We start from the raw sequence: 21,894 nt of genomic DNA on the forward strand, positions 1-21,894 counted from the left end.
TGCTCGTCGACGTGGGTGAGGCGGTCGCCGGGGCTCGGTGTCGTCGTCACGGGTCACTCCAGGGGCGCGCAGGTCGAATACCGCGCTACCGTACCCCTCCCTCCGCGGGGGGAGGGGGTCAGGAGTCCAGCAACACCACGTCGACCTCGCTGCCGGCCGGCAGTGCGGTGACGTCCTCGGGGACGGTGATCAGGCAGTTCGCCCTGGCGAGCGCGCCCACCAGGTGGGAGTCCGCGCCGCCGACCGGCTCGACCGTGCCCTCCGCCGCCGAGTACCGGCCGCGCAGGAACTGCCGCCGGCCGGCCGGGGAGCGCAGCGCGGACGGGCAGAGCGCGCGCACCACCGGACGGTGCACGTCGGCGGCGCCGAGCATGGTCCGGATGACCGGGCGGACGAACAGCTCGAAGGAGATGTAGGCGCTCACCGGGTTGCCGGGCAGCGCGAGCAGCGGCACCCCGGCCCCGCCGCCGATCCGGCCGAAGCCCTGCGGCTTGCCGGGCTGCATCCGCAGCTTCCGGAAGTCGACCCCGCCGTAGGACGCGAAGACCTCCTTGACCACGTCGTACGCGCCGACGCTGACCCCGCCGCTGGTGACGATCAGGTCGGCCCGGCCGAGCTGGTCCTCCAGGACGGCGCGCAACCGCTCGGCCTCGTCGGGGACGGCGCCGACCCGGTAGGCGATGGCGCCGGCCTCCTGGGCGGCCGCGGTGAGGGTGAAGCTGTTGGACTCGGCGATCTGCCCGGGCCCGACGGGCTCGCCGGGCTGGACCAGCTCGCTGCCGGTGGAGAGCACCACCACCCGGGGGCGCGGGCGGACCTTCACGGTGGGCCGGCCGATCGCCGCGAGCAGGCCGATCTGGGTCGGGCCGAGCCGGGTGCCGGCCTCCAGGACGGTGGCGCCGGCCGCGACGTCGCTGCCCCGCCGGCGGATGTGCGCGCCCTCGGCGACCGGGCGCAGCACCCGGACCTCCTCGTCGGCGACCGGGGCGGTCATCGCGGCGGCGGCCACCCCTGTGCCGGTGCCGCCGTCGGTCCACTCGACCGGGACGACGGTCTGGGCGCCGGGCGGCACGGGGGCGCCGGTCATGATCCGGGCGGCCTGACCGGGGCCGACCTTGGGCAGCTCGCCCGCGCCGGCGGCGATGTCGCCGACCACCGAGAGCACCGACGGGTAGGTGTCGGTGGCCCCCTCGGTGTCGGCGGTGCGGACCGCGTAGCCGTCCATCGAGCTGTTGTCGAAGGGCGGCAGGTCGCCGTCGGCGACCACGTCCTCCTCGAGCCGGCAGCCCTGGGCGTCGAGCAGCTGGAGCTCGATCGCGGGCAGCGGGCCGACGGCGGAGAGCACGTCGGCGAGGTGCTCGTCGACGGTCCAGAAGCGAGGAGCCGCCGGTGCCCGGTCCCCGGACCCGTCGCAGCAGGCTGCGGAGGTGGTGTTGTGCTCGGTGGACCCGGTCATCGGCGGCTCGCTCTCTGTCTGGGTGTCAGTCCTGCAGCTCGGAGCCGACGAACTCCCGCAGCCAGGAGCGGAACTCCGGGCCCAGGTCCTCGCGCTCGGCGGCCAGACGGACGATAGCGCGCAGGTAGTCGGCGCGGTCGCCGGTGTCGTAGCGGCGGCCCTTGAAGAGGACGCCGTGCACCTGGCCGCCGTCCGCGGGTTCACGGCTGGTCAGCTCGCGCAGCGCGTCGGTCAGCTGGATCTCGCCGCCGCGGCCGGGCGGGGTCTCGCGCAGCACGTCGAAGACCAGCGGGTCGAGGACGTAGCGGCCGATGACGGCGTAGTTCGAGGGGGCCTCGCCGGGCTCGGGCTTCTCGACCAGGTCGGTCACCTGGAAGACGTCCTCGCCGAAGCCGTTGGCCTTGACGGCGGCACAGCCGTACAGGTGGATCTGGGAGGGGTCGACCTCCATCAGGGCGACGACCGAGCCGCCGAGCTCCTGCTGCACCTCGATCATGCGGGCGAGCAGCGGGTCGCGGGGGTCGATCAGGTCGTCGCCGAGGAGGACGGCGAAGGGCTGGCCGGCGACGTGCTGCTCGGCGACCGAGACGGCGTGGCCGAGGCCCTTGGGGTCGCCCTGGCGGACGTAGTGCATGTTGGCGAGCTCGACGGACTCGCGCACCCGGCGCAGGCGGTCCTCGTCGCCCTTGCGGACGAGCAGCTCCTCCAGCTCGTAGGCGCGGTCGAAGTGGTCCTCCAGCGCGCGCTTGTTACGGCCGGTGACCATCAGTATGTCGGACAGGCCGGCCGCCGAGGCTTCCTCGACGACGTACTGGATCGCCGGCTTGTCGACGACGGGCAGCATCTCCTTCGGGGTGGCCTTGGTGGCCGGCAGGAAGCGGGTGCCCAGTCCGGCCGCGGGTACCACGGCCTTGGTTACCGGAATTCGGGAGGTGGTCGTCGTCATGCGTTTACCTTACTCAGGCACGTTTTCGCCCGGCCGAGCGCGGTCGGACGGCTAGGACAGCGCGTCGCGGGGCACGGCCACGGTGGCAGGCGTATGGGAAGCGACCGGCTGGGCAAGCGGGTCCCCTCCGGTACAGGCGGACAGACTACCCGCCTTTTCCGAACGGTCACGTTCGGCAGTCGCCGCCCCTTCCGGAGGGGTGGCGGGCGGCCCGCCGGGCCCGGTGGAACGCCGCCCGGGGGGCGGTGCGGTGCGCCAGCAGTCGCCGCCGGCCGCCCGGGCCTCCGCGAGCGCCGCGTCGGCGGCCCGGAGCAGGACGGCGGCATGGGTGCCGTCCCCGGGCAGCACGGCGACGCCGGCCGAGGCGGTCAGCCCGTTGCCCCGGGCCGGCCGGGGCGCGCGGGTGCCGGAGGACCAGTCGAGCAGCAGGTGGCGCCGGACCGACCAGACCAGCCGCTCGGCGACCTGCGCGGCGCCGTCGGCGCCGGTGTCCGGCAGGATCACCAGGAACTCGTGGCCGCTGTAGCGGCCGAGGGTGTCGGAGCGGCGGATCTCCATGGCGAGCCGCTGGGCGAGGTCGCGCAGTATCGCGTTGCCGCGGGCGCGGCCGTGCTCGGCGATGACGGCGTCGAAGCCGGCGATCTCCAGCAGCAGCACCGCGAGCGGGCGCGGCCCGTCGGCCTGGTCGGCGTGCTCGGCGCGGCGGGCCCGTTCGATCTCCCGGTCGAGGGTGAGCTGCAGGTGGCGGTAGTTCCACACGCCGGTGAGCGGGTCGCAGGAGGCGGTGCGCTCCAGCTCGGCGCAGCGCTCCTCCAGTTCGGCGATCCGCGCCCGCAGCCGCTGCCGCTCCTCGGCCGCCCCGGCCCGCTCCCGGCGGGCGCGCAGCCCGAGCACGGTGGCGGCGCCCGTGGCCGGGGCGCTCAGCACGGCCAGGGCCTGGAGCAGGAGCGGGGTGGACAATCGGGGCGCCCTTTCGCGTGTCAGGCTCTGCGCGTCGGCGGTCTGGAGACATGGAGGATCCGGTGCACAACGAGAAGAGCGACCTGAGGTCACGGCTGTTGACGCGACGCCGCGCACGGTCCGCCGAGGGGCGTGCGGAGGCCGCCCGCGCGCTGGCCGGGCACGCCGGGGAACTGGCCGGGCCGGGCGCGACCGTGGCCGCCTACGTGTCGGTGGGCGCGGAGCCGGGGACCAGGCCGCTGCTGGACGCGCTGCGGGCGGCGGGAGCCCGGGTGCTGCTGCCCGTCCTGCTGCCGGACAACGACCTCGACTGGGCCGAGTACGCGGGGCCGGAGGCGCTCGCCCCGGCCGGGCGCGGACTGCTGGAGCCGGTCGGGCCGCGGTTGGGGCCGGAGGCGGTGACGGCGGCCTCGCTGGTGCTGCTGCCCGGTCTGGCGGTGGACCGTGCCGGGCTGCGGCTGGGCCGGGGCGGCGGCAGCTACGACCGGGTGCTGGCCCGGCTGGAACGGGCCGGGGTGCGGCCGGTGCTGGCGGTGCTGCTGTACGAGGACGAGGTGCTGGAACGGGTGCCGGACGAGCCGCACGACCGGCCGGTGGACCTGGCGGTGACCCCGGCGGGGGTGTGCAGGCTCGGCTGAGCACGGGACTTCGGGCGGGAGCTGAGCACGGGACTCCGGCGGGAACGGCGCAGCGACTGAGCACGGGGCCGGGCCGGGAACGGCGGCTTCGGCGGTAAACGGCCGCAGCTCGGCCGGGAACGGCGGCGGCCCCGCTCCCGGGTGGGAGCGGGGCCGCCGGTCTGGCGCCGTGCTGCGGACCGTCAGCCGGTGGCGAGCACCAGCTTGTGCTTGGTCGCCTTCTCCACCGCGTCCGGGGTGAAGGCCCAGGTCAGCAGCTTGCCCTTGAGCCAGAGGTCGGTCTGGTCGTTGTAGTTGTCGTTGAAGGCGTGGCCGGAGGCGCCGCCGACGTTGACCCAGCGCGAGGAGTCCAGGTCGTTGAGGTCGACCACCATGCGCATCGACGGGATCCAGTCCACCTGGTAGCCGGCCGCCGCGTTCCAGCCCGCCGCGTCGACCGCCGCCGAGCCGCCGGAGAGGCGGTAGGGGCCGCGGTTGAGCAGCTTGTGGACGACGCCGGAGGCGATCGAGGAGTCGTCGGTGCCGAGGGTCTGCTCGCGCAGCTCCAGCTTGTGCAGGCGGCCCCAGCTCCAGGTGGAGACGTCCTTGCCGAGCAGCGAGGTCAGGTCCTGCCGGGCGTTCTTCATCGCCTCCTTGAGCAGGTTGTCCAGGCCCTTCTGCTCCTTGTGCTGGGAGTCGATGTACGTCCACCACGAGCTGTCGGGCTTGTCGAGCTGGGCGCGGACCACCTCGGTCCAGCGGTCGCCGCCGTCCGGCTGGGCCTTGCCCGGGTCGCGGGTGCCGCACTGGGTGACGATCCTGCTGGAGCTGTCCGGCTTGGTCGGGTCGTCCTGCTGGCGCACCAGCAGGCAGTTGTCCTTGGCCCGGATGTCGGCCGGGAACTTCTGGCCGAAGGCGAGGCCGAGCAGGTTGCGCCAGACGCCGTTGTAGTAGGCGGCGGCGGCGGAGTCGGCGTCCTGGTGGTAGTTCCAGTCCTTGAGCAGGTCCTGGGCCTCGCGCACGTACGGGTCGTCGATCTGCTGCTTGAGCAGCAGCGGGACCAGCGTCTTGGCCATGATGCTGGTGTTGTCCAGCTGCAGGTTCTGCATGTCGTCCGGCGAGATCTTGCCGTTGTTCTTGAGCAGGCCCTCGATCTGGTCGGTGATCTCCTTGGCCCGGGTGCCGTACTCCCAGTCCTTGGTCAGGGAGTACTTGTAACCCTGGTCCACCACGGCCTGGTTGGCGGTCACGATGTAGCCCGAGGACGGGTTGAGGCTCCAGGGCAGCGCGGTGAACGGGACCGGGTCCGGCTTCCACTGGTACGTGGGGTCCCAGCCGGGGGCGGGCATGGAGCCGTCGCCCTTGCCGCGCACCGGGATGACGCCCGGGGCCTGGTAGCCGATGTTCTTGGCGTCGGCGTAGATCAGGTTCTGCGCGGGGACGGCGAAGTCCTTGGCGGCGCTGCGGAAGTCGTCCCAGTTGCGGGCCCGGTCCAGCTCGAACACGGCGTCCATGGTCTTGCCGGGGCTGAGCGCCGTCCACTGCAGGGCGACGCCGTAGCCGCCGGTGCCGCGGTCGGGCGCCGAGCTGCCGTTGGGGGCGTACCTGCCGACGTTCTGCTGCTCGGTGCTCTGGTCGGAGATGAGCGGGGCGCCGGTCTGGGTGGTGCGGACGGTGATGGTGCGGTCCTCGCCGCCGGCGACCTTGATGGTCTCCTTGCGCAGGTCGAACTTCACGTCCTTGCCGTCCACCTGGTAGGTGTCCGGTCCGGTGACCTTCTCCAGGTAGAGGTCGGTGACGTCGGCGCCGAGGTTGGTGAAGCCCCAGGCGATGTCCTTGTTGTGGCCGATCACCACGCCGGGCATGCCGGCGAAGGTGAAGCCGGAGACGTCGAACTGGCAGGCGGGCGAGGCGGTCCGGCAGTGCAGGCCCATCTGGTACCAGACCGAGGGCAGGCCGGGGCCGAGGTGCGGGTCGTTCGCCAGCAGCGGCTTGCCGGTGGTGGTGTGCGAGCCCGCGACCACCCAGGAGTTGGAGCCGATGCCCTGGCCGGGGCGGCCGAGCAGCTGCGGCATCGCGTCGATCCGGTCGGTGAGGCCCTGCATCAGCGCCTTGGTGGTGGCCGCGCCCTGGGCGGTGGCGCTGCCGGGGGCGGCGCCGGACGGCGTGGAGCCGTCGGCCGGGCGGTAGGTGTCGCCGGAGACGGTGCCGGTCTTCACGATGGTGCCGTTGCGGGAGTACGGGTACTCCGGGTACAGCTCGGCGATCTTGTCCGGGCCGAAGTCCTGGGCCAGCAGCGAGCGGTCGACCTCCTCCTGGAGGTTCCCGGAGAGGTTCCAGGCCATCGCCTTGAGCCAGGCCACCGAGTCGACGGGGGTCCACTGCTCGGGCTTGTAGCCGCTGTTGACGACGCCGAGCAGGGCGTACTCCAGCGAGGCCTTCTCACCGCCGGGGTGTTCGGCGAGCCAGGCGTTCACGCCGTCCGAGTAGGCCTGGAGGTACTTCTTGGTCTCGGGCGACAGCTTGGTGTCGAACTCCTTCTGCGCCACCTGCCGCCAGCCCATGGTGCGGATGAAGGCGTCGGTGTCGACCTGGCCGTCGCCGAACATCTCGGACAGCCGGCCGGCGGTGATGTGGCGGCGGACGTCCATCTCCCAGAAGCGGTCCTGCGCCTGGACGTAGCCCTGGGCGCGGAACAGGTCCTCGGCGGTGTCCGCGTACAGCTGCGGGATGCCGTTGGCGTCCCGCTTGACGTCGACCGGCGCGCTCAGGCCCGCCACCTTGACGCTGCCGTCCACTTCCGGGAAGGAGGCACGGACCGCGGTGACCCCGCGGTAGCCGCCGTAGCCGACTCCGGCCACCAGCAGCACGACCAGCACGATCACGATCAGACGGGCGCGCCGGAACTTCTTCGAGCGGGGCATCTGGGTCCTTGCGGTCCTGACTTCGGGGCGGGCGGGCGTGTCCAGGGCCTGCGGCCGTGACAGGGCACCACATTAGGCCGAGTCGGCGGAGCGCCGTGAACGGGGGACCAAGCTAAAGATATGGCAAAATGTTAGAATGAGTAACGATCCGCAACAGGAGCATTGACGCCTTCTTAGCGGTCCCGGTGCTCGACGCACCCTCTCCCTGCTCATCGAACATCCTCAGCACCGCCAGACACCCCGCCCGCCCATGCCTGCCCGAGGTGCCACTGCGTGAACGTCGCCCATCTGAACCAGCTCCTCCTCGAAGCCTCCGTGATCCTCCTCGTCGCGGTCGTCGCCGTGCGGTTCTCGACCCGATCAGGGTTGCCGAGTCTGCTGATCTACCTCGGGATCGGCGTCGCGCTGGGCCAGAACGGAATCGGCGTCACCTTCAACAACGCCGAGCTCACCCAGGTGCTCGGCTACGCGGCGCTCGTGGTGATCCTGGCCGAGGGCGGCCTCAAGACCAGCTGGCGCGACGTCAGACCGATGATGCCGGCGGCCACCGCGCTCGCCACCTTCGGCGTCGGGGTCAGCGTGTTCGTCACCGCGGCGGGTGCCCACTGGCTGGTCGGCCTGGACTGGCGGACCTCCCTGCTGCTCGGCGCGATCGTCTCCTCCACCGACGCCGCCGCCGTCTTCTCCGTGCTGCGGACGGTCCCGCTGCCACACCGGCTCACCGGCCTGCTGGAGGCCGAGTCCGGCTTCAACGACGCGCCGGTGGTCATCCTCGTCGTCGCCTTCGCCACCACCGGGGAGCTGGACCCCTGGTACGTCATGATCGGCACGATCGTCGCCGAGCTGGCGATCGGCGCGGCGGTCGGCCTCGCCGTCGGCAAGCTCGGCGCGTACGGCGTCAAGCACGTCGCGCTGCCCTCCTCCGGCCTCTACCCGATCGCCGTGATGGCGCTGACCGTGCTCGCCTACGCCGGCGGCGCGCTGCTGCACGGCTCCGGCTTCCTCGCCGTCTACGTCTGCGCGGTGATCCTCGGCAACTCCAAGCTGCCGCACGGACCGGCCGTGCGCGGCTTCGCGGACGGGCTGGCCTGGATCGGGCAGATCGGCATGTTCGTGCTGCTCGGGCTGCTCTCCGCCCCGGAGAGCATGGGCGACGCGGTGGTGCCCGCGCTGGTGGTCGGCGGAGTGCTGGTCTTCCTCGCCCGGCCGCTCTCGGTGGTGCTCACCATGACCCCGTTCAAGGTGCCCGGCCGCGAGCAGGCACTGCTCAGCTGGGCCGGGCTGCGCGGGGCGGTGCCCATCGTGCTGGCCACCATCCCGGTGGTCTCCGGCGCCCACAAGGCCGAGGACGTGTTCAACATCGTCTTCATCCTGGTCGTCGTCTTCACCATGCTCCAGGGGCCGACCCTGCCCTGGGTGGCCAAGCGGCTGCGGATCGGCGAGGGCGCGCTGGGCCAGGACCTCGGCATCGAGTCCGCCCCGCTGGAGAAGCTGCACGGACACCTGCTGTCGGTCGCACTGTCGCCGGCCTCGCGGATGGCCGGCGTGGAGGTCAGCGAGCTGCGGCTGCCCAAGGGGGCGGCGGTCACCCTGGTGGTGCGGGAGGGCAACTCCTTCGTACCGGACAAGGCGACGGTGCTGCGCGGCGGGGACGAGCTGCTGGTGGTCACCACGGACGAGGTCAGCGAGGCGGCGGAGCGGCGGCTGCGGGCCGTGGACAAGGGCGGCAAGCTGGCGGGCTGGCTGTACGGGCGCTGAGGCCGCCGCGCCGGTCTCGGGGCGGGCGCGGGGCGCGGAGCAGCGGGTTGCGGCGCGCCCGGGCGGCGTGGGGCGGCTGGGATTCCTGGGGTGGCCTGGCGGAGTCTACGCGCGTAACTGTATGCTGGTTCGACTACGCCGTATAACCACCGCTAGACCACCCCCAGCATCTGCCTGACGCAGAGTTGGCGCGACCGCTCGGCGGCCGCGGTCCGGCCCCGGCCCACCAGGCCCGGCCGACCCGGTATCTACCCCGGTCGACGCGCGAGAGGACGACTCTCGGCGCCGTCGGGGCCACCCCATGCCCTGCCGCGCTACCAGGCAGCAGGAAGGACCGACCGTGACGGCCCGCCGAACGGTCGACACCGCCGCGGACAGCACCCCCGAGACCGCGGCCGACACCGTGGAAACCGCCACCGACACCCCCGCCCGGGTCGGGTACGGGGAACTGCTGCGCACGCCCGGCGCCTGGACGTTCCTGTCCCCCGCCCTGGTCGCGCGACTGCCGTACGCGATGCTCAGCATGGGCATCCTGCTGCTCGTCACCCAAACCCACGGCTCGTACGGCACCGCCGGTACGGTCACCGCCGTCGCCGCGGTCTCCCAGGCCCTGATCGGGCCGCAGACCGGGCGCCTGGCCGACCGGTACGGCCAGGCCGCCGTGCTGGTCCCGACGGTGCTGGTGCACGCGGCCTCGGTCGCGCTGCTGATCGCCCTGGCCCTCGGCCACGCACCGGCCTGGAGCCTGTACCTGGCCGCCGTCCCCGCCGGGGCGAGCGTGCCGCAGATCGGCGCGATGGTCCGGGCCCGCTGGGTCGCCAAGTTCACCGCGGAGGGCGCCTCCCCGACGGCCGCGGCCAAGGTGAGCACCGCGTTCGCCTTCGAGTCCGTGACGGACGAGTTCACCTTCGTGATCGGCCCGATCCTGGCCGCCAACATCGCCGCCTTCGTCAGCCCGGCGGCCTCGCTGGTCGCCGAGGCCTCGCTGACCCTGGTCGGCGGCCTCGCCTTCGCCGCCCAGCGGCGCACCGCCCCGGCCCGGATCGTTCCCCAGCCGGGTGCGCGGCGCGCCTCGGCACTCGCCTCACCCGGCGTCCGGCTGCTGGTCGGGGCCTTCCTCGGGGTCGGCGCGGTGTTCGGTGGCATGCAGGTGTCGGTGAACGCCTTCGCCGACTCGGTCGGCCATCACGACGCCGGCGGCACGGTGTACGGGATCTTCGCGGGCGGCTCGATGCTGGCCGGTGTGCTGTACGGCGTGATCGCCTGGCGGCGGCCGGTCCAGCAGCGGATGGTCATGAGCTACACCCTGCTGGTGCTGGGCTGCTCGGTGCTGTGGGCGATGCCGAACCTGATCGCGCTGACGGTGGCCGGACTGGTCTGCGGTCTGGCCATCGCGCCCACCCTGATCAGCGGCTACACCCTGGTCGAGACGCTGGTCGCGGACGGTGCCAAGACGGAGGCCTTCACCTGGCTGACCGGTGCGATCGGACTGGGGCTGGCGGTCGGCTCGATGGCCGCGGGCAAGCTGATCGACGGCCACGGGCCCTCGGTGGGGTTCCTGGTGCCGGTGATCGGCGCCGGGCTGGGGCTCCTCGCGCTGGTGTCGATGCGGCACCTGCTGGTGGCGCCGGGCGGACCCGGCCGCGTGGTCGCCGGATCCGGCGAGCGCGGCGGCGCGGCGCAGCTGGTCGGCGCCGCCAAGGGCTGAACGGGCGGGCGGCGGTGGTCCGGCACCGGCTCACGTCACACCGGAGTCGCTGGACTGATCCAGCGGAATGCCGCATCATTGACCATCGTTAGCACTCATCAGGCGAGAGTGCCAGGAGGAAGACAAGTGCCCACGTACCAGTACCAGTGCACCGAGTGCGGCAACGGCCTGGAGGCGGTGCAGAAGTTCACCGACGAGGCGCTGACCACGTGCCCCGAATGCCAGGGACGGCTCCGCAAGGTCTTCTCGGCCGTGGGCGTCGTGTTCAAGGGCTCGGGCTTCTACCGGACCGACAGCCGCTCGTCCTCCAGCAGCTCGGTGGGCGGCAGTGCGTCCTCCGGCTCCTCGACGTCGTCGTCGGGTTCGAGCTCGTCGTCGTCCTCGTCCGGCTCCTCGAGCTCGTCCAGCTCGTCGAGCTCCTCCAGCAGCCCGGCTGCGGCCGCGAGCTGATCTCGGCGCCGCCCCGCGGCGTTCCGTCCGGAAGTTTCGCGAAAGGCCCGTCGGCCCCGCTTCGTGCGGGGCGGCGGGCCTTTCGCCTTTTCCCTGGCCGGGCCGGCCGCGTTCCGTCAGCGCGGGGCTTCCGTCGGGCGGTCAGCACGGGGCTTCCGTCAGCGCGGGGAGGCTGGTCTCACTCGTTCGGGCGTACGAATCTATCCACAGGGGCGGGGTTATCCACAGGCTGCGGGAAAGGGATTTCCGTCCGCACCCGGGACGCGCATCGTGTGGTTCACCGAAGCCGACCGACCGAGTCCGGAGGTGACCTCGATGACGACCGTGAGCCCGTCCGTCCCGCTGCCCGCCCCCACCGTGCCGCCCCGATTGGAGCTGCCGAGCTTCCCGCCGATCCGGCGCGGCTGCGGCGGGTGGTACCGCTGGCGTCGCGCCGTCCGGCGGCGGGCCGGAGTGCCCGCGCTGGTGCTGCTCGCGGTGGCGGCGGCGCTGGCCTTCGGGCCGGCGCGGGCCGGAGCCGGACTGCCGCCGCCCGGGGGCTCCGTGAGCCGTACGGGTTGTCAATCCGGGATCGCCGAAGACCACCCGTAACCCAGGAACGACTTCGTCGTTCGAGGCGGCATGAAAGGCTTCAAGGAATTCCTGCTGCGTGGAAATGTCGTCGAACTCGCCGTCGCCGTGGTCATCGGCGCGGCCTTCACCAACATCGTCAACGCCTTCGTCAAGGGCGTGATCAATCCGATCGTGGGGGTCTTCGGCACGAAGGACCTGGCGTCCTACAGTTCCTGCCTCAAGGGGCCCTGCGAGGTCAGCTCCACCGGTGAGGTCACGTCCGGAATCCTCATCCTGTGGGGATCGGTGCTCAGCGCCGCCCTGCAGTTCCTGATCACTGCGGCCGTCGTCTACTTCGTGCTGATCGTGCCGATGAACCGGATGGCGGCCCGCCGCAAGTCCGCCGCCGAGGAGGCGGCGGAGGCCGAGGCCAAGGAGGTCCAACTGCTGACCGAGATCCGCGACGCGCTGGTCACGGCACGTTAGTCCCGCGCTCCCCCGATCCCGCACTCCATCGATCCCGCACTCGATCGATCCCGCGTTCCGTCAGTCCGGCGGCAGGTCCGTCCGTGCCGCCTCAGTCCCCGTGGTGCGGGGGGCGCTGGCTGAGGTACCAGTCCAGGCCCCGTCCACCGCTCTCCCCAGTCCCGGGGCGCTCACCCCAGCCGGCGTCGGTGTCGTCCCGGGACTGCTGGTCGAAGGGGTCGCGGAAGACCAGCCGGCTCTTGGCGGCGGCCGCCCGTCGGTCCGTCGACTCCTGGCCCGCCGCCCGGCCGCTCCCGTCCTGCCCCTGCCCCTGCCCCTGCCCCTGCCCCTGCCCCTGCCGATCGTGCTCGCCCTGGCCCTGCCCGCCCTTCTCCTTCTGTCCCTGCACGCCCTGTTCCTGCCCGCTCACCTTGTCCACTCCCCTGCTCGCCTTCGCGCCGTCCTGTCCCTCCAGCGTAGGAGCCCCGTGGCACGCCGCGGGCCCGGGTGCGGGAGCTCCGCATCCGGGCCCGGGAGGGGCAGTCGGCTCGGTCGTCCGTGGCCGTTGCGCCGGGTACGTCAGGCGGCTTCGAAGCCCGCGTGGTCGGCGATCTTCTTCAGCTCGGCGAGCGCGTGCTTCTCGATCTGGCGGATCCGCTCGCGGGTGAGGCCGTGCTGCTTGCCCACCTCGGTGAGGGTGCGCTCGCGACCGTCCTCCATGCCGTACCGGGAGCGGATGATCGAGGCCGTGCGGTCGTCCAGCCGACCGATCAGGTCGTCCAGCTCCTCGCGGCGGAGCATGACCATCACGGCGTCCTCGGGGGACGTCGCCCCGGTGTCCTCGACCAGGTCGCCGAACTGGGTCTCGCCCTCGTCGTCGACCGACATGTTGAGGCTGACCGGGTCGCGCGCCCAGTCCAGCACGTCCTTGATCCGGGCCTCGGTGGTGTCCAGCTCGGCCGCGATCTCGGCCGGCTCGGCCTCGCGGCCCAGCTCCTTGGACTTCTCCCGCTGCACCCGCCGGATCCGGCCGAGCTCCTCGACCAGGTGCACGGGCAGCCGGATCGTCCGGGACTGGTCGGCGATGGAGCGCGTGATCGCCTGCCGGATCCACCACGTGGCGTAGGTGGAGAACTTGAAGCCCTTGGCGTAGTCGAACTTCTCGACGGCGCGCACCAGGCCGGCGTTGCCCTCCTGGATGAGGTCCAGCAGCGGAAGGCCGCTGCGCGGGTAGCGGCGTGCGACCGCGACCACTAGGCGGAGGTTGGAGCGGATGAAGACGTCCTTGGCGCGCTCCGCGTCCTCGGCTATCGCCTCCAGCTCCTCACGGGTGACGCCGTCCGGGAGTTGGTCCTCGTCCAGCAAGTGCTGGGCGTACACGCCGGCCTCGATCCGCAGCGACAGCTCGACCTCCTCGGCGGCGTCGAGCAAGGGCGTCCTGGCGATCTCGTCGAGGTACATCCCGACCAGGTCGCGGTCGGCCTCGAGGTTGGTCGGGCGGGCCGCGCGACTCCGGTCGGCCCTGTCGCGAACGACGGCACGGGTGGCCATGCTTGCTCCCTTTGACTGGTGTTGCCGAGGTCTGCCTGCCCTGCCCCGCGGGGGCAAGAAGTGCGGGCCCTGCGGGGGCTCACACGTAACGATCCAACGAACAGAATCCGGACAACATTCCCAAGTCACTCAGATTCTTCCCGGCGATGCAGTATCCTGCCGGTTTTCACTTCGGTTCTGACGGTCCGCGACCGTTCGGCCACGGTCCGCGCCCGTACGCGACTACCCGGACCGATCGAAGCGGAGCACGCCTTCACCGGCCCCACACAGAAATGCCGCCCGACCGTTGAACCGGCGAGCGGGCGCGTACGTTCCCGTGCGCCCCGCCTTCCGCCCGCGCTCACACCCCGGCGCACGCAGGTCCTCCTCACAAAAGATGCCAAATCGCTATCGCCCCAGCTCCCCATCGGTGCGGCGCGCTGGGAAGGTGTCAGGCATGCACCTGACCAACAGCACGACCTCCGCTACCGAGCGTCACCGCGGCCTCCTCCGGGACGCCGCGGTCGCGCTGGGTTGTGCCGCGCTGTTCGGCCTCCTGGCGGTGCTGGTGACCGGCCACTGGCACCCTCTGCACGAGTTCGACCAGGACTGGGTCACCGAACTCCACATCTACGCACGGGAGCACCGGATCTGGACCGCCTCGGTGCAGACCCTCTCCGACATCGGCGGGCCCGTCACCATGCGTGTCCTCCTCGGCCTCGCGGCCACCTGGCTCCTGCTGATCGGGGCCAGGACGCTGGCCGGCTGGGTGGCCGCCCAGGCGCTGGTCGGGTGGGGCGCCCAGTGGGCGCTGAAGCTGGCCGTCGGCCGCCAACGCCCCGCCTTCGGCGACCCGGTCTCGCACGCCGGCGGTCCGGCCTTCCCCTCCGGGCACGCGATGGCCTCGGCGATCACCTGCGCCGTCCTGGTCGGCCTGGTCTGGTACCGGGTCCACCGCCGAGGCCGGACGGCCGCCTGCGCGGTGGCCGCGGGCACGGTGCTCACCATCGGCTGGACCCGGGTCGCCCTCGGGGTGCACTGGCCCAGCGACGTCCTGGCCGGCTGGCTGGCCGCCGGCGTCGTCCTGGGCGTGGTGACCGCCCTGATCGAGCTCTGGCGGCCGGGCGCCCTGGCCCGGGACGTACGGCGGGTCAACTGGCTCACCCGCCCGCGCGTCCAGCGGGTCATCGTGCCCTACGTCCGTCCGCCGCGCGCCGAGGACGCGGAGCTCGGCGACCCCGTCGACCGCCCGGACGAGCCCGTCCGCTGACGGCCCCGGGCAGCAACGCCGCAGGCCCCCGTCCGAGCCGGACGGGGGCCTGCGAGTTGCGGCGCCGTGCTGTGCCCCAGACAGGAATCGAACCTGCGACACCGGCTTTAGGAGAGCCGTGCTCTATCCCCTGAGCTACTGAGGCGAGGCCGGTCTGTGACCAGGCCGTTCACAGCGTACCGGATCGGGGGTCGCCTGGGGGCGGGTGGCCGGGGACGACGCCGGGGGGCGGGTGCCGACGGGGCGTCAGAGCAGGTCACGTAGCCTGCCGACAAGTGTTCCCATCGCCCCGGCACGCCGCCGAAGGAGACGAAGGCCGTGATGACAGCAGCTGTACGCCCGGCCGTCCGGTTGCTGGGGCAGGTGTGGTTCTGGCCCGCGGTGGTCATGCTGGCCGTCGGCTCGTACCGGGTGGGGACGCCCGAGCCCTGGCGGGACGAGATCGCGACCTGGACGGTGTCCACGCGTTCGCTGGGGGACCTGCTGGGGCTGCTCCGGCACGTCGACGCCAGCAACGGCGCGTACTACCTGCTGATGCACGGCTGGACGGCGGTGTTCGGGGCCTCCCCGGTGGCGCTGCGAATACCGTCCGTGCTGGCGATGGCGGCGGCCGCCGCGTTCGTGGCGCTGACCGCCGAACGGCTCTTCGGCGGCCGGCTGGCCGGGGTCGGGGCGGGGCTGCTGTTCACGGTGCCGCCCCAGGTGTCCCACTACGCGCAGGAGGCGCGCGCCTACGCGCTGGCGACCTGCTCGATCGCGGCCGCCACGTACTTCCTGCTGCGGGCGCTGGAGCGGCCCGGCCCGCGGCGGTGGGCGCCGTTCTGCACCGCGATGGTGCTGGCCGGGGTCTGGCACCTGGTCTCGTGGAGCACGGTCCTCGGGCAGGTCGCGGTGGTGCTGCTGCACGCTCGGCGCGGCCGGGCCGGGACGGGCCGGCGGATCCTCCGGCAGTACCCGGTCGCCCTCGCCGTGGCCGTGCTGCCGGTGCTGCCGGTGGCACTGCTCGGCAGTCGGCAGTCCGGTCGGCAGCTCGGCTGGCTGGAGACTCCGTCCTTCTCCGACCTGGTCGACTTCGACGGGCACCTGTTCGGCACGGAGCGGGTGGCCCAGGCGTTCGCCCTGCTGGCCCTGCTCGCCCTGCTGCTGCCCGGCCGACGCCTCCCGGCCTGCCAGCCGCTCCTGCTGGCGGTGCTGCCGGTGGTGGGCGTCTGGTCGGTGTCGCACAGCACCACGTCGTACTTCCTCGACCGGTACCTGCTGTTCACGGTGCCCGCCTGGGCGGTGCTCGCCGGCGGCGGGGTCGCGGCCGGGTACCGCGCGGTGGTCGACCGGGCCGGTGGGCGGCGAGCTCTGGGAAGAATCGTTTCTCCTCGGGCCGCGGCCCTCACCGGCGGGCTGCTGGCGGCGGCCCTGCTCGCCGCACCGGCCGTGGCGGCGCTGCCCGCGCAGCCCGGGGTGCGGTACGCGGGCTCGCACACCCGCTCGGAGGAGCCGTTCCGGGCGGCGGCTTCGGAGATCGTCGCCGGCTACCGCCCGGGGGACGGGATGGCCGCCCCGATGGGAGACCAGTCCTGGGCGATGGTCTGGCCGGGTATCAGCTACTACCTGCCCCGGAGCGTCCGGCCGTTCCCGGTCTTCGTGGCGCGCAGCGCCGACGACGCCGATGAGCTGACCCCCGAGGCCTGCCGGCAGCCCGCCGCCTGCCTGGGGGACGTGCCACGGATCTGGTTGCTCGTCCTCGGGGACACCGCGGATCCGCTGGCGTCCGTGGCCGAGGACCAGGCGCAGGTGCTGCGGGCCCGATACGGCGCGCCGGACGCGGTGGTGCCGCTCGGCGGGCTCACCCTCGCACTGCTCGACCGCACGACCTGAGACCCCCCGGACCTGAGAGCCCCCGACCTGAGATTTCCGACGACGCCGAAGGGGGAGCCGGTACCGGACCGGCTCCCCCTTTCGTGCCCGCACCAAGCGGCGCTCAGAGCAGGCGCAGCAGCCGGGACTGGATGGACGGCGGGTCCAGGTCGGACTGGAGGGCCACCGGGACCTCCACCTTGTCGGCGCCCGAGCCCACCCGCAGCGTGCCGACCTCCTTGCCGGCCTTCTCGTGGTGACCGATCTTGGCCGGGTCGAGAGTGACGGTCCCGCTGACGCCGGGGAAGCCGGCCACCACCAGGTCCTTGGTCGCGACGACCGGGACGGAGCCGCCGAGCCCGTCGTCCACCGAGCCGACGACGTCGCCCTTCTTCACCAGGGTCTGACCGGTCAGCCCGTTCTGGGCGGCCTGGATCTGTTTGGCGCTCACCTTCAGCACGGTCGGCAGGATGCCGTCGCCGTCCTTGGGGGAGGTCGCCTGCTGGCCCAGGGTGACCCCCAGGATCAGCCGCCGCACACCCCCGATCTCCTTGTACGCGGCCCACATCAGGCAGCCGCCGGCCGGGGTGCTGGAGCCGGTCTTGACGCCGATGACGCCGGTCTTCGGGTTGATCAGGTTGTTGGTGTTGAGGATCTTCGTGTTGTTGAAGGTGGTGTCCGGGGTGGAGACGATCTGCCGGAAGATCTCGTCCTGCATGACCTGCTCGGCCAGCTTCAACTGGTCCTTCGCGGTGGACTTGGTGTCCGAGCTGAAGCCCGCCGGGTCGGCGTAGACGGTGTTGGTCATGCCGAACTTGGCCGCCGTGTCGTTCATCTGCTTGACGAACGCGTCCTCGGAGCCGGAGTGGAAGCGGGCGAGCAGTCGGGCCACGTTGTTGGCGGACGGCAGCATCAGCAGTTCCAGCGCCTGGTACTCGGTGAGCACCTGGTTCTCGGTGAGCGTCACCCGTGATTCGTCGCTGTTGCCGGACTCCTGCGCGGCCTGCTTGTCGACGGTGATCTTCGGGCCGCTCTCCCCCTTCTTCAGCGGGAACTTCTGCAGGATCAGGTAGGCGTTCATCACCTTGGTGACGCTGGCGATCGGGGCTGGGGTCTCCTGGCCCGAACTGCCGAGGCTGCCGACGCCCACCACCTCGGCGGCGGACTGGCCCTTCGCCGGCCAGGCGAGGTCCAGCGGGTCGCCGGAGAAGCTGAAGCTGCCCGCAGCCGACATCTTCACCTTCGCGTCCGGCAGCGGACGCAGCAGCTGGGCCACCACGACCGCACCGAGCACCACCGCCAGGAAGACCGTCCAGATGGTGATCCGCTTGAGGGCCCGGCGCAGCGGTGAGACCGGACGGGCGTTGAGGGAGGCGAGGACCTCCATCGCCTCGGCCGTGTTCTCGGGCGACGGCAGCGGCTCGGGGGCGGGCAGCGGCGGGACGGGCGGCGCGGGGACCGGCGGCACGGGGACCGGCGGCGCGGGGCGCGGGTCGGGCTCCGGTACGGGCTTGGGCGCCGGGCGCGGGTCGGGCTCCGGCTGGGGGACGGGCTCGGGGTCGGGCAGCGGGGCGGGTGCCGGGGGCTCGGGCACGGTGCCCGCGGCCGGCGCGGCGGGGGCGCTCCGCGGCGCGGGCTTCTCCGCCTTCTCCGGCTTCTCCGGCTTCGCCGGCTTTCCGGCCTCGCCGTCCTTGGCGTTCACGGCGTTCACCGCGTCCCCGCCGGCCTTGGCGGTCTTGGCGTCCCCGCCGGCCTTGGCGGTCGGAACCGGCGGCTTGGTGAGCAGCATGGTCTTGGTCGGGTCGTAGCCGTCGGCGTCCCCGGACTCGGCGGCTTCTCCGGACTTCGTGGGATCGGGCGTGTCGTCCTTCTCGGCCGGCTCCGCCCGCTCCGTCGTGTCGCGGGACTTCGCGGGGGCGGCGGCGGACTCCCCCTTCGCCGGTGTGTCGGTCGCGGAACCGTCCTTCACGGAGGACGGTTCCGACGATTCCTCAGCCTTCTCGGCGACCTTCTCGGCGGCCTTCTCCGACGGCTCGGCGGCGCCCTTGCCGGACGCCTCGGCGGCCCCCTTGCCGGACGGCCGCGCACCCGTGGCGCCCACCGCGCCGCCCGTCCGCATGGCGAGACGGGGGTCGGCGCCGGACGAGCGCTCGACGGCGCCCTCCCCCGCGCCACTCGGCGCGGCCGACTCCTCCTTCTCCTCGCCGAGCTCGGCGGTTTCCTCACCCACCGCCTTCAGCAGCCCCTCGGGCAGCCGCAGCGCGGTGGTCTTGTTGTCCACCGGCAGCCGCAGCATGGTCGTCCGACTGTCCACATCCCGGACGCGGATCTGCACGGTCGAGCCACCCTTGGAGCCTGCGGCCGACTCCTCGGCGGACACGTCGGAGGAGGTCTCGGCGGAAGTCTCGGAGGAGGTCCCGGCGGACGCCGCAGCCGGGGACGCGGCGGTCGCCCCCGCAGGCGTCTTGCCCGCGCCGAGGGCTGACGCCCCGGCAGCCGTCCGACCGGTCGACCCGCCCTCGGCGCCGTCAGCCGTGTCGGCCGTCGCACCGGTCCGTTCGGGTTCGCCGTCCCGCTCCCGCTCGCCGTCCCTCAGCACCCTGTCGGGGGACTCGCCCACGTATCCCAGCCTCCTCAACGCCCGGCGGGGCACCGGCAGACCCGATTTCGGGAAGCCGACGCCCCGCCCCGTGTACCTGTACAGTCTCCGCCACATGCGGTCCACCGGCCGCGCACACCCCGCCCGACCGGCGCGTATTGCCGCCGCACGGCCGCACCGCGGCCCGTTCAACGCTCAGACGCCGCGGCCGCGGCCGCCGGTTCCGCGCCTTCACCGCAAGGTCACGATTCGGAGGCGTACTCGACAAGCCCGTGTGAGAGGCGTCACCCTGTCTCTCATCCACGCGGGGAGGCTTGGATGGGCAAGAGCCGCAGAACTGTTCCCGAGGAACTCTTGCTGCTCGCTTTGGACCCGACCACGGGCACCACGGCGCAGCCGCAGACCCTCGACCTCGGACTCGCCGGGGCGCAGCTCGTCGAGCTGTCCCTGGCCGGACGGATCGTACCGGAGGGAGACCGGATCGCCGTCGTGCTCGCACGGCCGACCGGCGACCCGACCCTTGACCACGCACTGGAACTGCTGCGCCGACGCGGCAGCCCGGTCCGCGCGGCGCACTGGATCGGCGGGCCCCGACTGGGGTTGCGGCAGACGTACCTGGCGCACCTGGAGCGCTGCGGCATGGTCACCGCCGTGCCGGGCCAGGTGTGCGGGGTGCTGCCGACGACCAGGTACCAGGCGTCCGACGACTGCACCAACGCCGCGATCAAGCAGCGGTTGGACGCCGCCATCCGCACTGGCGTGCCGCCGGACCCGCGGACGGCAGCGCTGGCCGCGCTGGCCCACTCGGTGGGGCTGGGCAAGCACCTGTACCCCGGCAACGAGGGCCGGTCCTCGCGGTCGCGGCTGCGCGACCTGATCCGGTACGACCCGCTCGGCGGGATGGTCGCGCACGCCGTGATGGACGTGCAGAACGGCCTGCCGACGCAGCAGAACCGTTCTTCCCAGGGTTCCGGGGCAGGCGCCGGGCGTTCCGGCGGCGCCCGGGTGGCGGGCCGGCCCACCGGCGGGCGGATCGCCGCTCCCCGGGTCGCGGTCCGCTGATCCGGACCGGTCGCCACGAACCGGTCGGCCGTCGGGTCGGCTGCCGGATCGGCCGTCGGATCGGTCGTCGGAGCCTCGTCGGATCCGACGTCGAGTCGGCTGTCGGATCGGCCGCCGGATCGGCCGTCGGTCCGGGACCGGCCACTGATCCCCTCGGCCGCTGACCCCATCGGCGGCTGACGGTGCGTCGCCCGCGACGCACCGTGAACCACGCACCTCGCACCCGAACCGCCACGACGCACCAGTAAGGCACCGGAGAGCACCGCAGAGACACCGAGGGGCGGTCGCCCCGCGACGCAAGTCGCCCGGCGACCGCCCCTCTGTCGTTCCCGGGGGCCCGGCATAGGCCTTCGGCAATGTCCGGTGCGAGTCGTCGAGCCGCATTACCACCTGGGGGCTGCCGCTGTCTCACAGACGTGCTTTTCCGATGATCTGTTCTACTGCGCTGCTGTGATTCCCCGGCGCCGACCTGGCCCGAGGTGTCATGCTGCTCCAAGTCAGGGGGGTTGGTCCCAATGTCCGAAGTGTTCCGAGGACTGCCGTTCCAACGATCACCAGAGGTCCGGCCGGAGGTCGACGTGTCCGCGAACATCAATCCCACCGTGCGCCGGCGGCGCCTCGGCTCGGAGCTGCGCAAGCTCCGCGAGGCCCTCGGGATGACGGCGGAGGAGGTGGCCGGCCGGCTGATGGTCTCCCAGTCGAAGATCAGCCGGCTGGAGAACGGCCGCCGCAGCATCAGCCAACGCGACGTGCGCGATCTCTGCGACGTCTACAACGTGTCCGACGAGCAGATGCGCACCAGCCTGATGGAGATGGCCAAGGAGTCCCGCCAGCGCGGCTGGTGGCACGACTTCAACGACATGCCGACTCCGTACAGCGTCTACATCGGCCTGGAGGCCGAGGCCTCCTCGATCCGCGCCTACGAGTCCTCCTTCATCCCCGGGCTGCTGCAGACCGAGCAGTACGCCCAGGCCGTGGTCGAGGGCACCCAGCCGGACACCGACGCGATAGCGGTGCAGCGCCGGGTGCAGGTCCGGATGAAGCGCCAGGAGCGCATCCACGGCGAGAACCAGCTCGGCAGCCTGTGGACCGTCATAGACGAGGCGGCGCTGCGCCGCGAGGTCGGCAGCCGCGAGGTCATGGCCCGGCAGCTGCAGCAGATGCTGGAACTCAGCATGCGCCCGAACATCACCATCCAGGTGATCCCGTTCTCGCACGGCGCCCACCCCGGCATGACCGGGACATTCTCCCTGCTGGAGTTCCCGGAGTCAGCCGATTCCACGGTTGTCTACTTCGAAGGTGTGACGAGCGACCTCTACCTGGAGAAGGAGGCCGACGTGCGCCGCTATACCGGTCTCTACGACTACCTGAGAGCGGCCGCACTCGGTGTGGCGGAGACCCGGTCGCTGATAGCCGACATCGAAAAGGGATACCACGAATGAGCAACCCCTCCGAGCACGGAACCCCTTGGCGCAAGAGCAGCTACAGCGGCGGGCAGGGCGCCTGCGTGGAGATCGCCGGACCTGACGCCGGAGCGGTGGCGGTCCGGGACTCCAAGGACCCGCTCGGCCCGCAACTGCACTTCTCCACGGAGGCCTGGAACGCGTTCGCGTCCGCCACGGCGGCCGGCGCCTTCGGCGAGGTCTGACCGGGTCCGCGCTCGGAGGGGTTGCCCGGAGCGCTGTCCGTCGGCCCGTCGGCGGTCAGCGCTCCGGGCAACTGCCCTTTCCCGGGGCGTTGCGCCGC

The 21,894-nt window shown here is 72.5% G+C and carries 18 protein-coding genes and 1 tRNA gene; 11 read left to right on the forward strand and 8 right to left on the reverse strand.

Translation table 11 applies throughout. The annotated features are described in order from the left end of the window. Window positions 1–118 precede the first annotated feature (118 nt). Genes glp through ACGF07_RS13980 form a run of 3 tightly spaced genes read right to left on the reverse strand, consistent with a single transcriptional unit; the run spans window position 119 to window position 3,362 of the window. A complete protein-coding gene (glp, locus tag ACGF07_RS13970; RefSeq protein ID WP_392898371.1) occupies window positions 119–1,456 on the reverse strand; it encodes a gephyrin-like molybdotransferase Glp in 1,338 nt (445 codons plus the stop codon). Window positions 1,457–1,481: 25 nt separating this feature from the next. Beyond that, window positions 1,482–2,402 carry a UTP--glucose-1-phosphate uridylyltransferase GalU gene (galU, locus tag ACGF07_RS13975; RefSeq protein WP_350747364.1) on the reverse strand — a complete coding sequence of 307 codons (921 nt, stop codon included), beginning with the start codon at window positions 2,400–2,402 and terminating at the stop codon, window positions 1,482–1,484. Between the two features lie 51 nt (window positions 2,403–2,453). Beyond that, the gene (locus tag ACGF07_RS13980; RefSeq protein ID WP_392898374.1) at window positions 2,454–3,362 is read right to left on the reverse strand and encodes a GGDEF domain-containing protein; all 909 of its coding nucleotides are present in this window, start codon (window positions 3,360–3,362) and stop codon (window positions 2,454–2,456) included. A gap of 50 nt (window positions 3,363–3,412) precedes the next feature. Between ACGF07_RS13980 and ACGF07_RS13985 the strand changes: the two genes are divergently transcribed. Then, a complete protein-coding gene (locus ACGF07_RS13985) occupies window positions 3,413–4,000 on the forward strand; it encodes a 5-formyltetrahydrofolate cyclo-ligase (RefSeq protein ID WP_392898377.1) in 588 nt (195 codons plus the stop codon). 182 nt (window positions 4,001–4,182) lie between these two features. On the opposite strand, the gene ACGF07_RS13990 is transcribed toward ACGF07_RS13985, so the two are convergent. Then, window positions 4,183–6,903: a penicillin acylase family protein gene (locus ACGF07_RS13990; RefSeq protein WP_392898380.1), complete on the reverse strand. Its 2,721-nt coding sequence runs from the start codon at window positions 6,901–6,903 to the stop codon at window positions 4,183–4,185. Between the two features lie 273 nt (window positions 6,904–7,176). Here ACGF07_RS13990 and ACGF07_RS13995 point away from each other — a divergent pair, with 273 nt between their 5' ends. The 5 genes from ACGF07_RS13995 (at window position 7,177) to mscL (ending at window position 11,857) form a co-directional block, all read left to right on the forward strand. Next, a complete protein-coding gene (locus ACGF07_RS13995; RefSeq protein WP_350740841.1) occupies window positions 7,177–8,661 on the forward strand; it encodes a potassium/proton antiporter in 1,485 nt (494 codons plus the stop codon). Window positions 8,662–9,001: 340 nt separating this feature from the next. Then, the gene (locus ACGF07_RS14000; protein WP_392898383.1) at window positions 9,002–10,369 is read left to right on the forward strand and encodes an MFS transporter; all 1,368 of its coding nucleotides are present in this window, start codon (window positions 9,002–9,004) and stop codon (window positions 10,367–10,369) included. Between the two features lie 126 nt (window positions 10,370–10,495). Next, window positions 10,496–10,819, forward strand: a complete 324-nt coding sequence (locus ACGF07_RS14005; protein ID WP_350740837.1) for an FmdB family zinc ribbon protein — start codon at window positions 10,496–10,498, stop codon at window positions 10,817–10,819. A gap of 315 nt (window positions 10,820–11,134) precedes the next feature. Beyond that, complete coding sequence (locus tag ACGF07_RS14010) at window positions 11,135–11,410, forward strand: hypothetical protein (RefSeq protein WP_350740835.1); 276 nt, start codon at window positions 11,135–11,137, stop codon at window positions 11,408–11,410. A gap of 30 nt (window positions 11,411–11,440) precedes the next feature. Then, entirely contained in the window at window positions 11,441–11,857 is a 417-nt protein-coding gene (mscL, locus tag ACGF07_RS14015; protein ID WP_350740833.1) for a large conductance mechanosensitive channel protein MscL, read from the forward strand. 91 nt (window positions 11,858–11,948) lie between these two features. Here the strand turns inward: mscL and ACGF07_RS14020 are convergent, their stop codons facing one another. Beyond that, window positions 11,949–12,266: a hypothetical protein gene (locus ACGF07_RS14020; protein WP_392898387.1), complete on the reverse strand. Its 318-nt coding sequence runs from the start codon at window positions 12,264–12,266 to the stop codon at window positions 11,949–11,951. A 149-nt stretch (window positions 12,267–12,415) separates the two neighbouring features. After that, window positions 12,416–13,387: a sigma-70 family RNA polymerase sigma factor gene (locus ACGF07_RS14025; protein WP_350740829.1), complete on the reverse strand. Its 972-nt coding sequence runs from the start codon at window positions 13,385–13,387 to the stop codon at window positions 12,416–12,418. 436 nt (window positions 13,388–13,823) lie between these two features. Here ACGF07_RS14025 and ACGF07_RS14030 point away from each other — a divergent pair, with 436 nt between their 5' ends. Further along, a complete protein-coding gene (locus ACGF07_RS14030) occupies window positions 13,824–14,636 on the forward strand; it encodes a phosphatase PAP2 family protein (RefSeq protein ID WP_350740827.1) in 813 nt (270 codons plus the stop codon). A gap of 72 nt (window positions 14,637–14,708) precedes the next feature. Here the strand turns inward: ACGF07_RS14030 and ACGF07_RS14035 are convergent. Next, window positions 14,709–14,781, reverse strand: a tRNA-Arg gene (locus tag ACGF07_RS14035). 176 nt (window positions 14,782–14,957) lie between these two features. Here ACGF07_RS14035 and ACGF07_RS14040 point away from each other — a divergent pair. Beyond that, complete coding sequence (locus ACGF07_RS14040) at window positions 14,958–16,508, forward strand: glycosyltransferase family 39 protein (RefSeq protein ID WP_392898391.1); 1,551 nt, start codon at window positions 14,958–14,960, stop codon at window positions 16,506–16,508. A gap of 103 nt (window positions 16,509–16,611) precedes the next feature. Here the strand turns inward: ACGF07_RS14040 and ACGF07_RS14045 are convergent, their stop codons facing one another. Next, window positions 16,612–19,107 (reverse strand): serine hydrolase, encoded by a 2,496-nt coding sequence (locus ACGF07_RS14045; protein WP_392898394.1) that lies wholly within the window; start codon window positions 19,105–19,107, stop codon window positions 16,612–16,614. Window positions 19,108–19,404: 297 nt separating this feature from the next. Here ACGF07_RS14045 and ACGF07_RS14050 point away from each other — a divergent pair, with 297 nt between their 5' ends. From ACGF07_RS14050 to ACGF07_RS14060, 3 genes are all read left to right on the forward strand, one after another. Beyond that, window positions 19,405–20,148, forward strand: a complete 744-nt coding sequence (locus tag ACGF07_RS14050) for a GPP34 family phosphoprotein (RefSeq protein ID WP_392898397.1) — start codon at window positions 19,405–19,407, stop codon at window positions 20,146–20,148. Between the two features lie 578 nt (window positions 20,149–20,726). Then, window positions 20,727–21,590, forward strand: coding sequence for a helix-turn-helix transcriptional regulator (locus tag ACGF07_RS14055; protein ID WP_350740819.1), 864 nt, complete (start codon window positions 20,727–20,729; stop codon window positions 21,588–21,590). Beyond that, entirely contained in the window at window positions 21,587–21,796 is a 210-nt protein-coding gene (locus ACGF07_RS14060; RefSeq protein WP_350740817.1) for a DUF397 domain-containing protein, read from the forward strand. Before ACGF07_RS14055 ends, ACGF07_RS14060 begins: the two co-directional genes overlap by 4 nt. Window positions 21,797–21,894 lie beyond the last annotated feature (98 nt).

Source organism: Kitasatospora sp. NPDC048194, from assembly GCF_043202455.1.
Classification (GTDB): Bacteria; Actinomycetota; Actinomycetes; order Streptomycetales; family Streptomycetaceae; genus Kitasatospora.

Coding starts and splice junctions, on each gene's coding strand:
- ACGF07_RS14010 (WP_350740835.1), top strand. CDS start 11,135: ATGACGACCGTGAGCCCGTCCGTCCCGCTGCCCGCCCCCACCGTGCCG.
- ACGF07_RS14060 (WP_350740817.1), top strand. CDS start 21,587: ATGAGCAACCCCTCCGAGCACGGAACCCCTTGGCGCAAGAGCAGCTAC.
- mscL (WP_350740833.1), top strand. CDS start 11,441: ATGAAAGGCTTCAAGGAATTCCTGCTGCGTGGAAATGTCGTCGAACTC.
- ACGF07_RS14050 (WP_392898397.1), top strand. CDS start 19,405: ATGGGCAAGAGCCGCAGAACTGTTCCCGAGGAACTCTTGCTGCTCGCT.
- ACGF07_RS13985 (WP_392898377.1), top strand. CDS start 3,413: ATGGAGGATCCGGTGCACAACGAGAAGAGCGACCTGAGGTCACGGCTG.
- ACGF07_RS13990 (WP_392898380.1), bottom strand. CDS start 6,903: ATGCCCCGCTCGAAGAAGTTCCGGCGCGCCCGTCTGATCGTGATCGTG.
- ACGF07_RS14025 (WP_350740829.1), bottom strand. CDS start 13,387: ATGGCCACCCGTGCCGTCGTTCGCGACAGGGCCGACCGGAGTCGCGCG.
- ACGF07_RS14030 (WP_350740827.1), top strand. CDS start 13,824: ATGCACCTGACCAACAGCACGACCTCCGCTACCGAGCGTCACCGCGGC.
- glp (WP_392898371.1), bottom strand. CDS start 1,456: ATGACCGGGTCCACCGAGCACAACACCACCTCCGCAGCCTGCTGCGAC.
- ACGF07_RS14040 (WP_392898391.1), top strand. CDS start 14,958: ATGACAGCAGCTGTACGCCCGGCCGTCCGGTTGCTGGGGCAGGTGTGG.
- galU (WP_350747364.1), bottom strand. CDS start 2,402: ATGACGACGACCACCTCCCGAATTCCGGTAACCAAGGCCGTGGTACCC.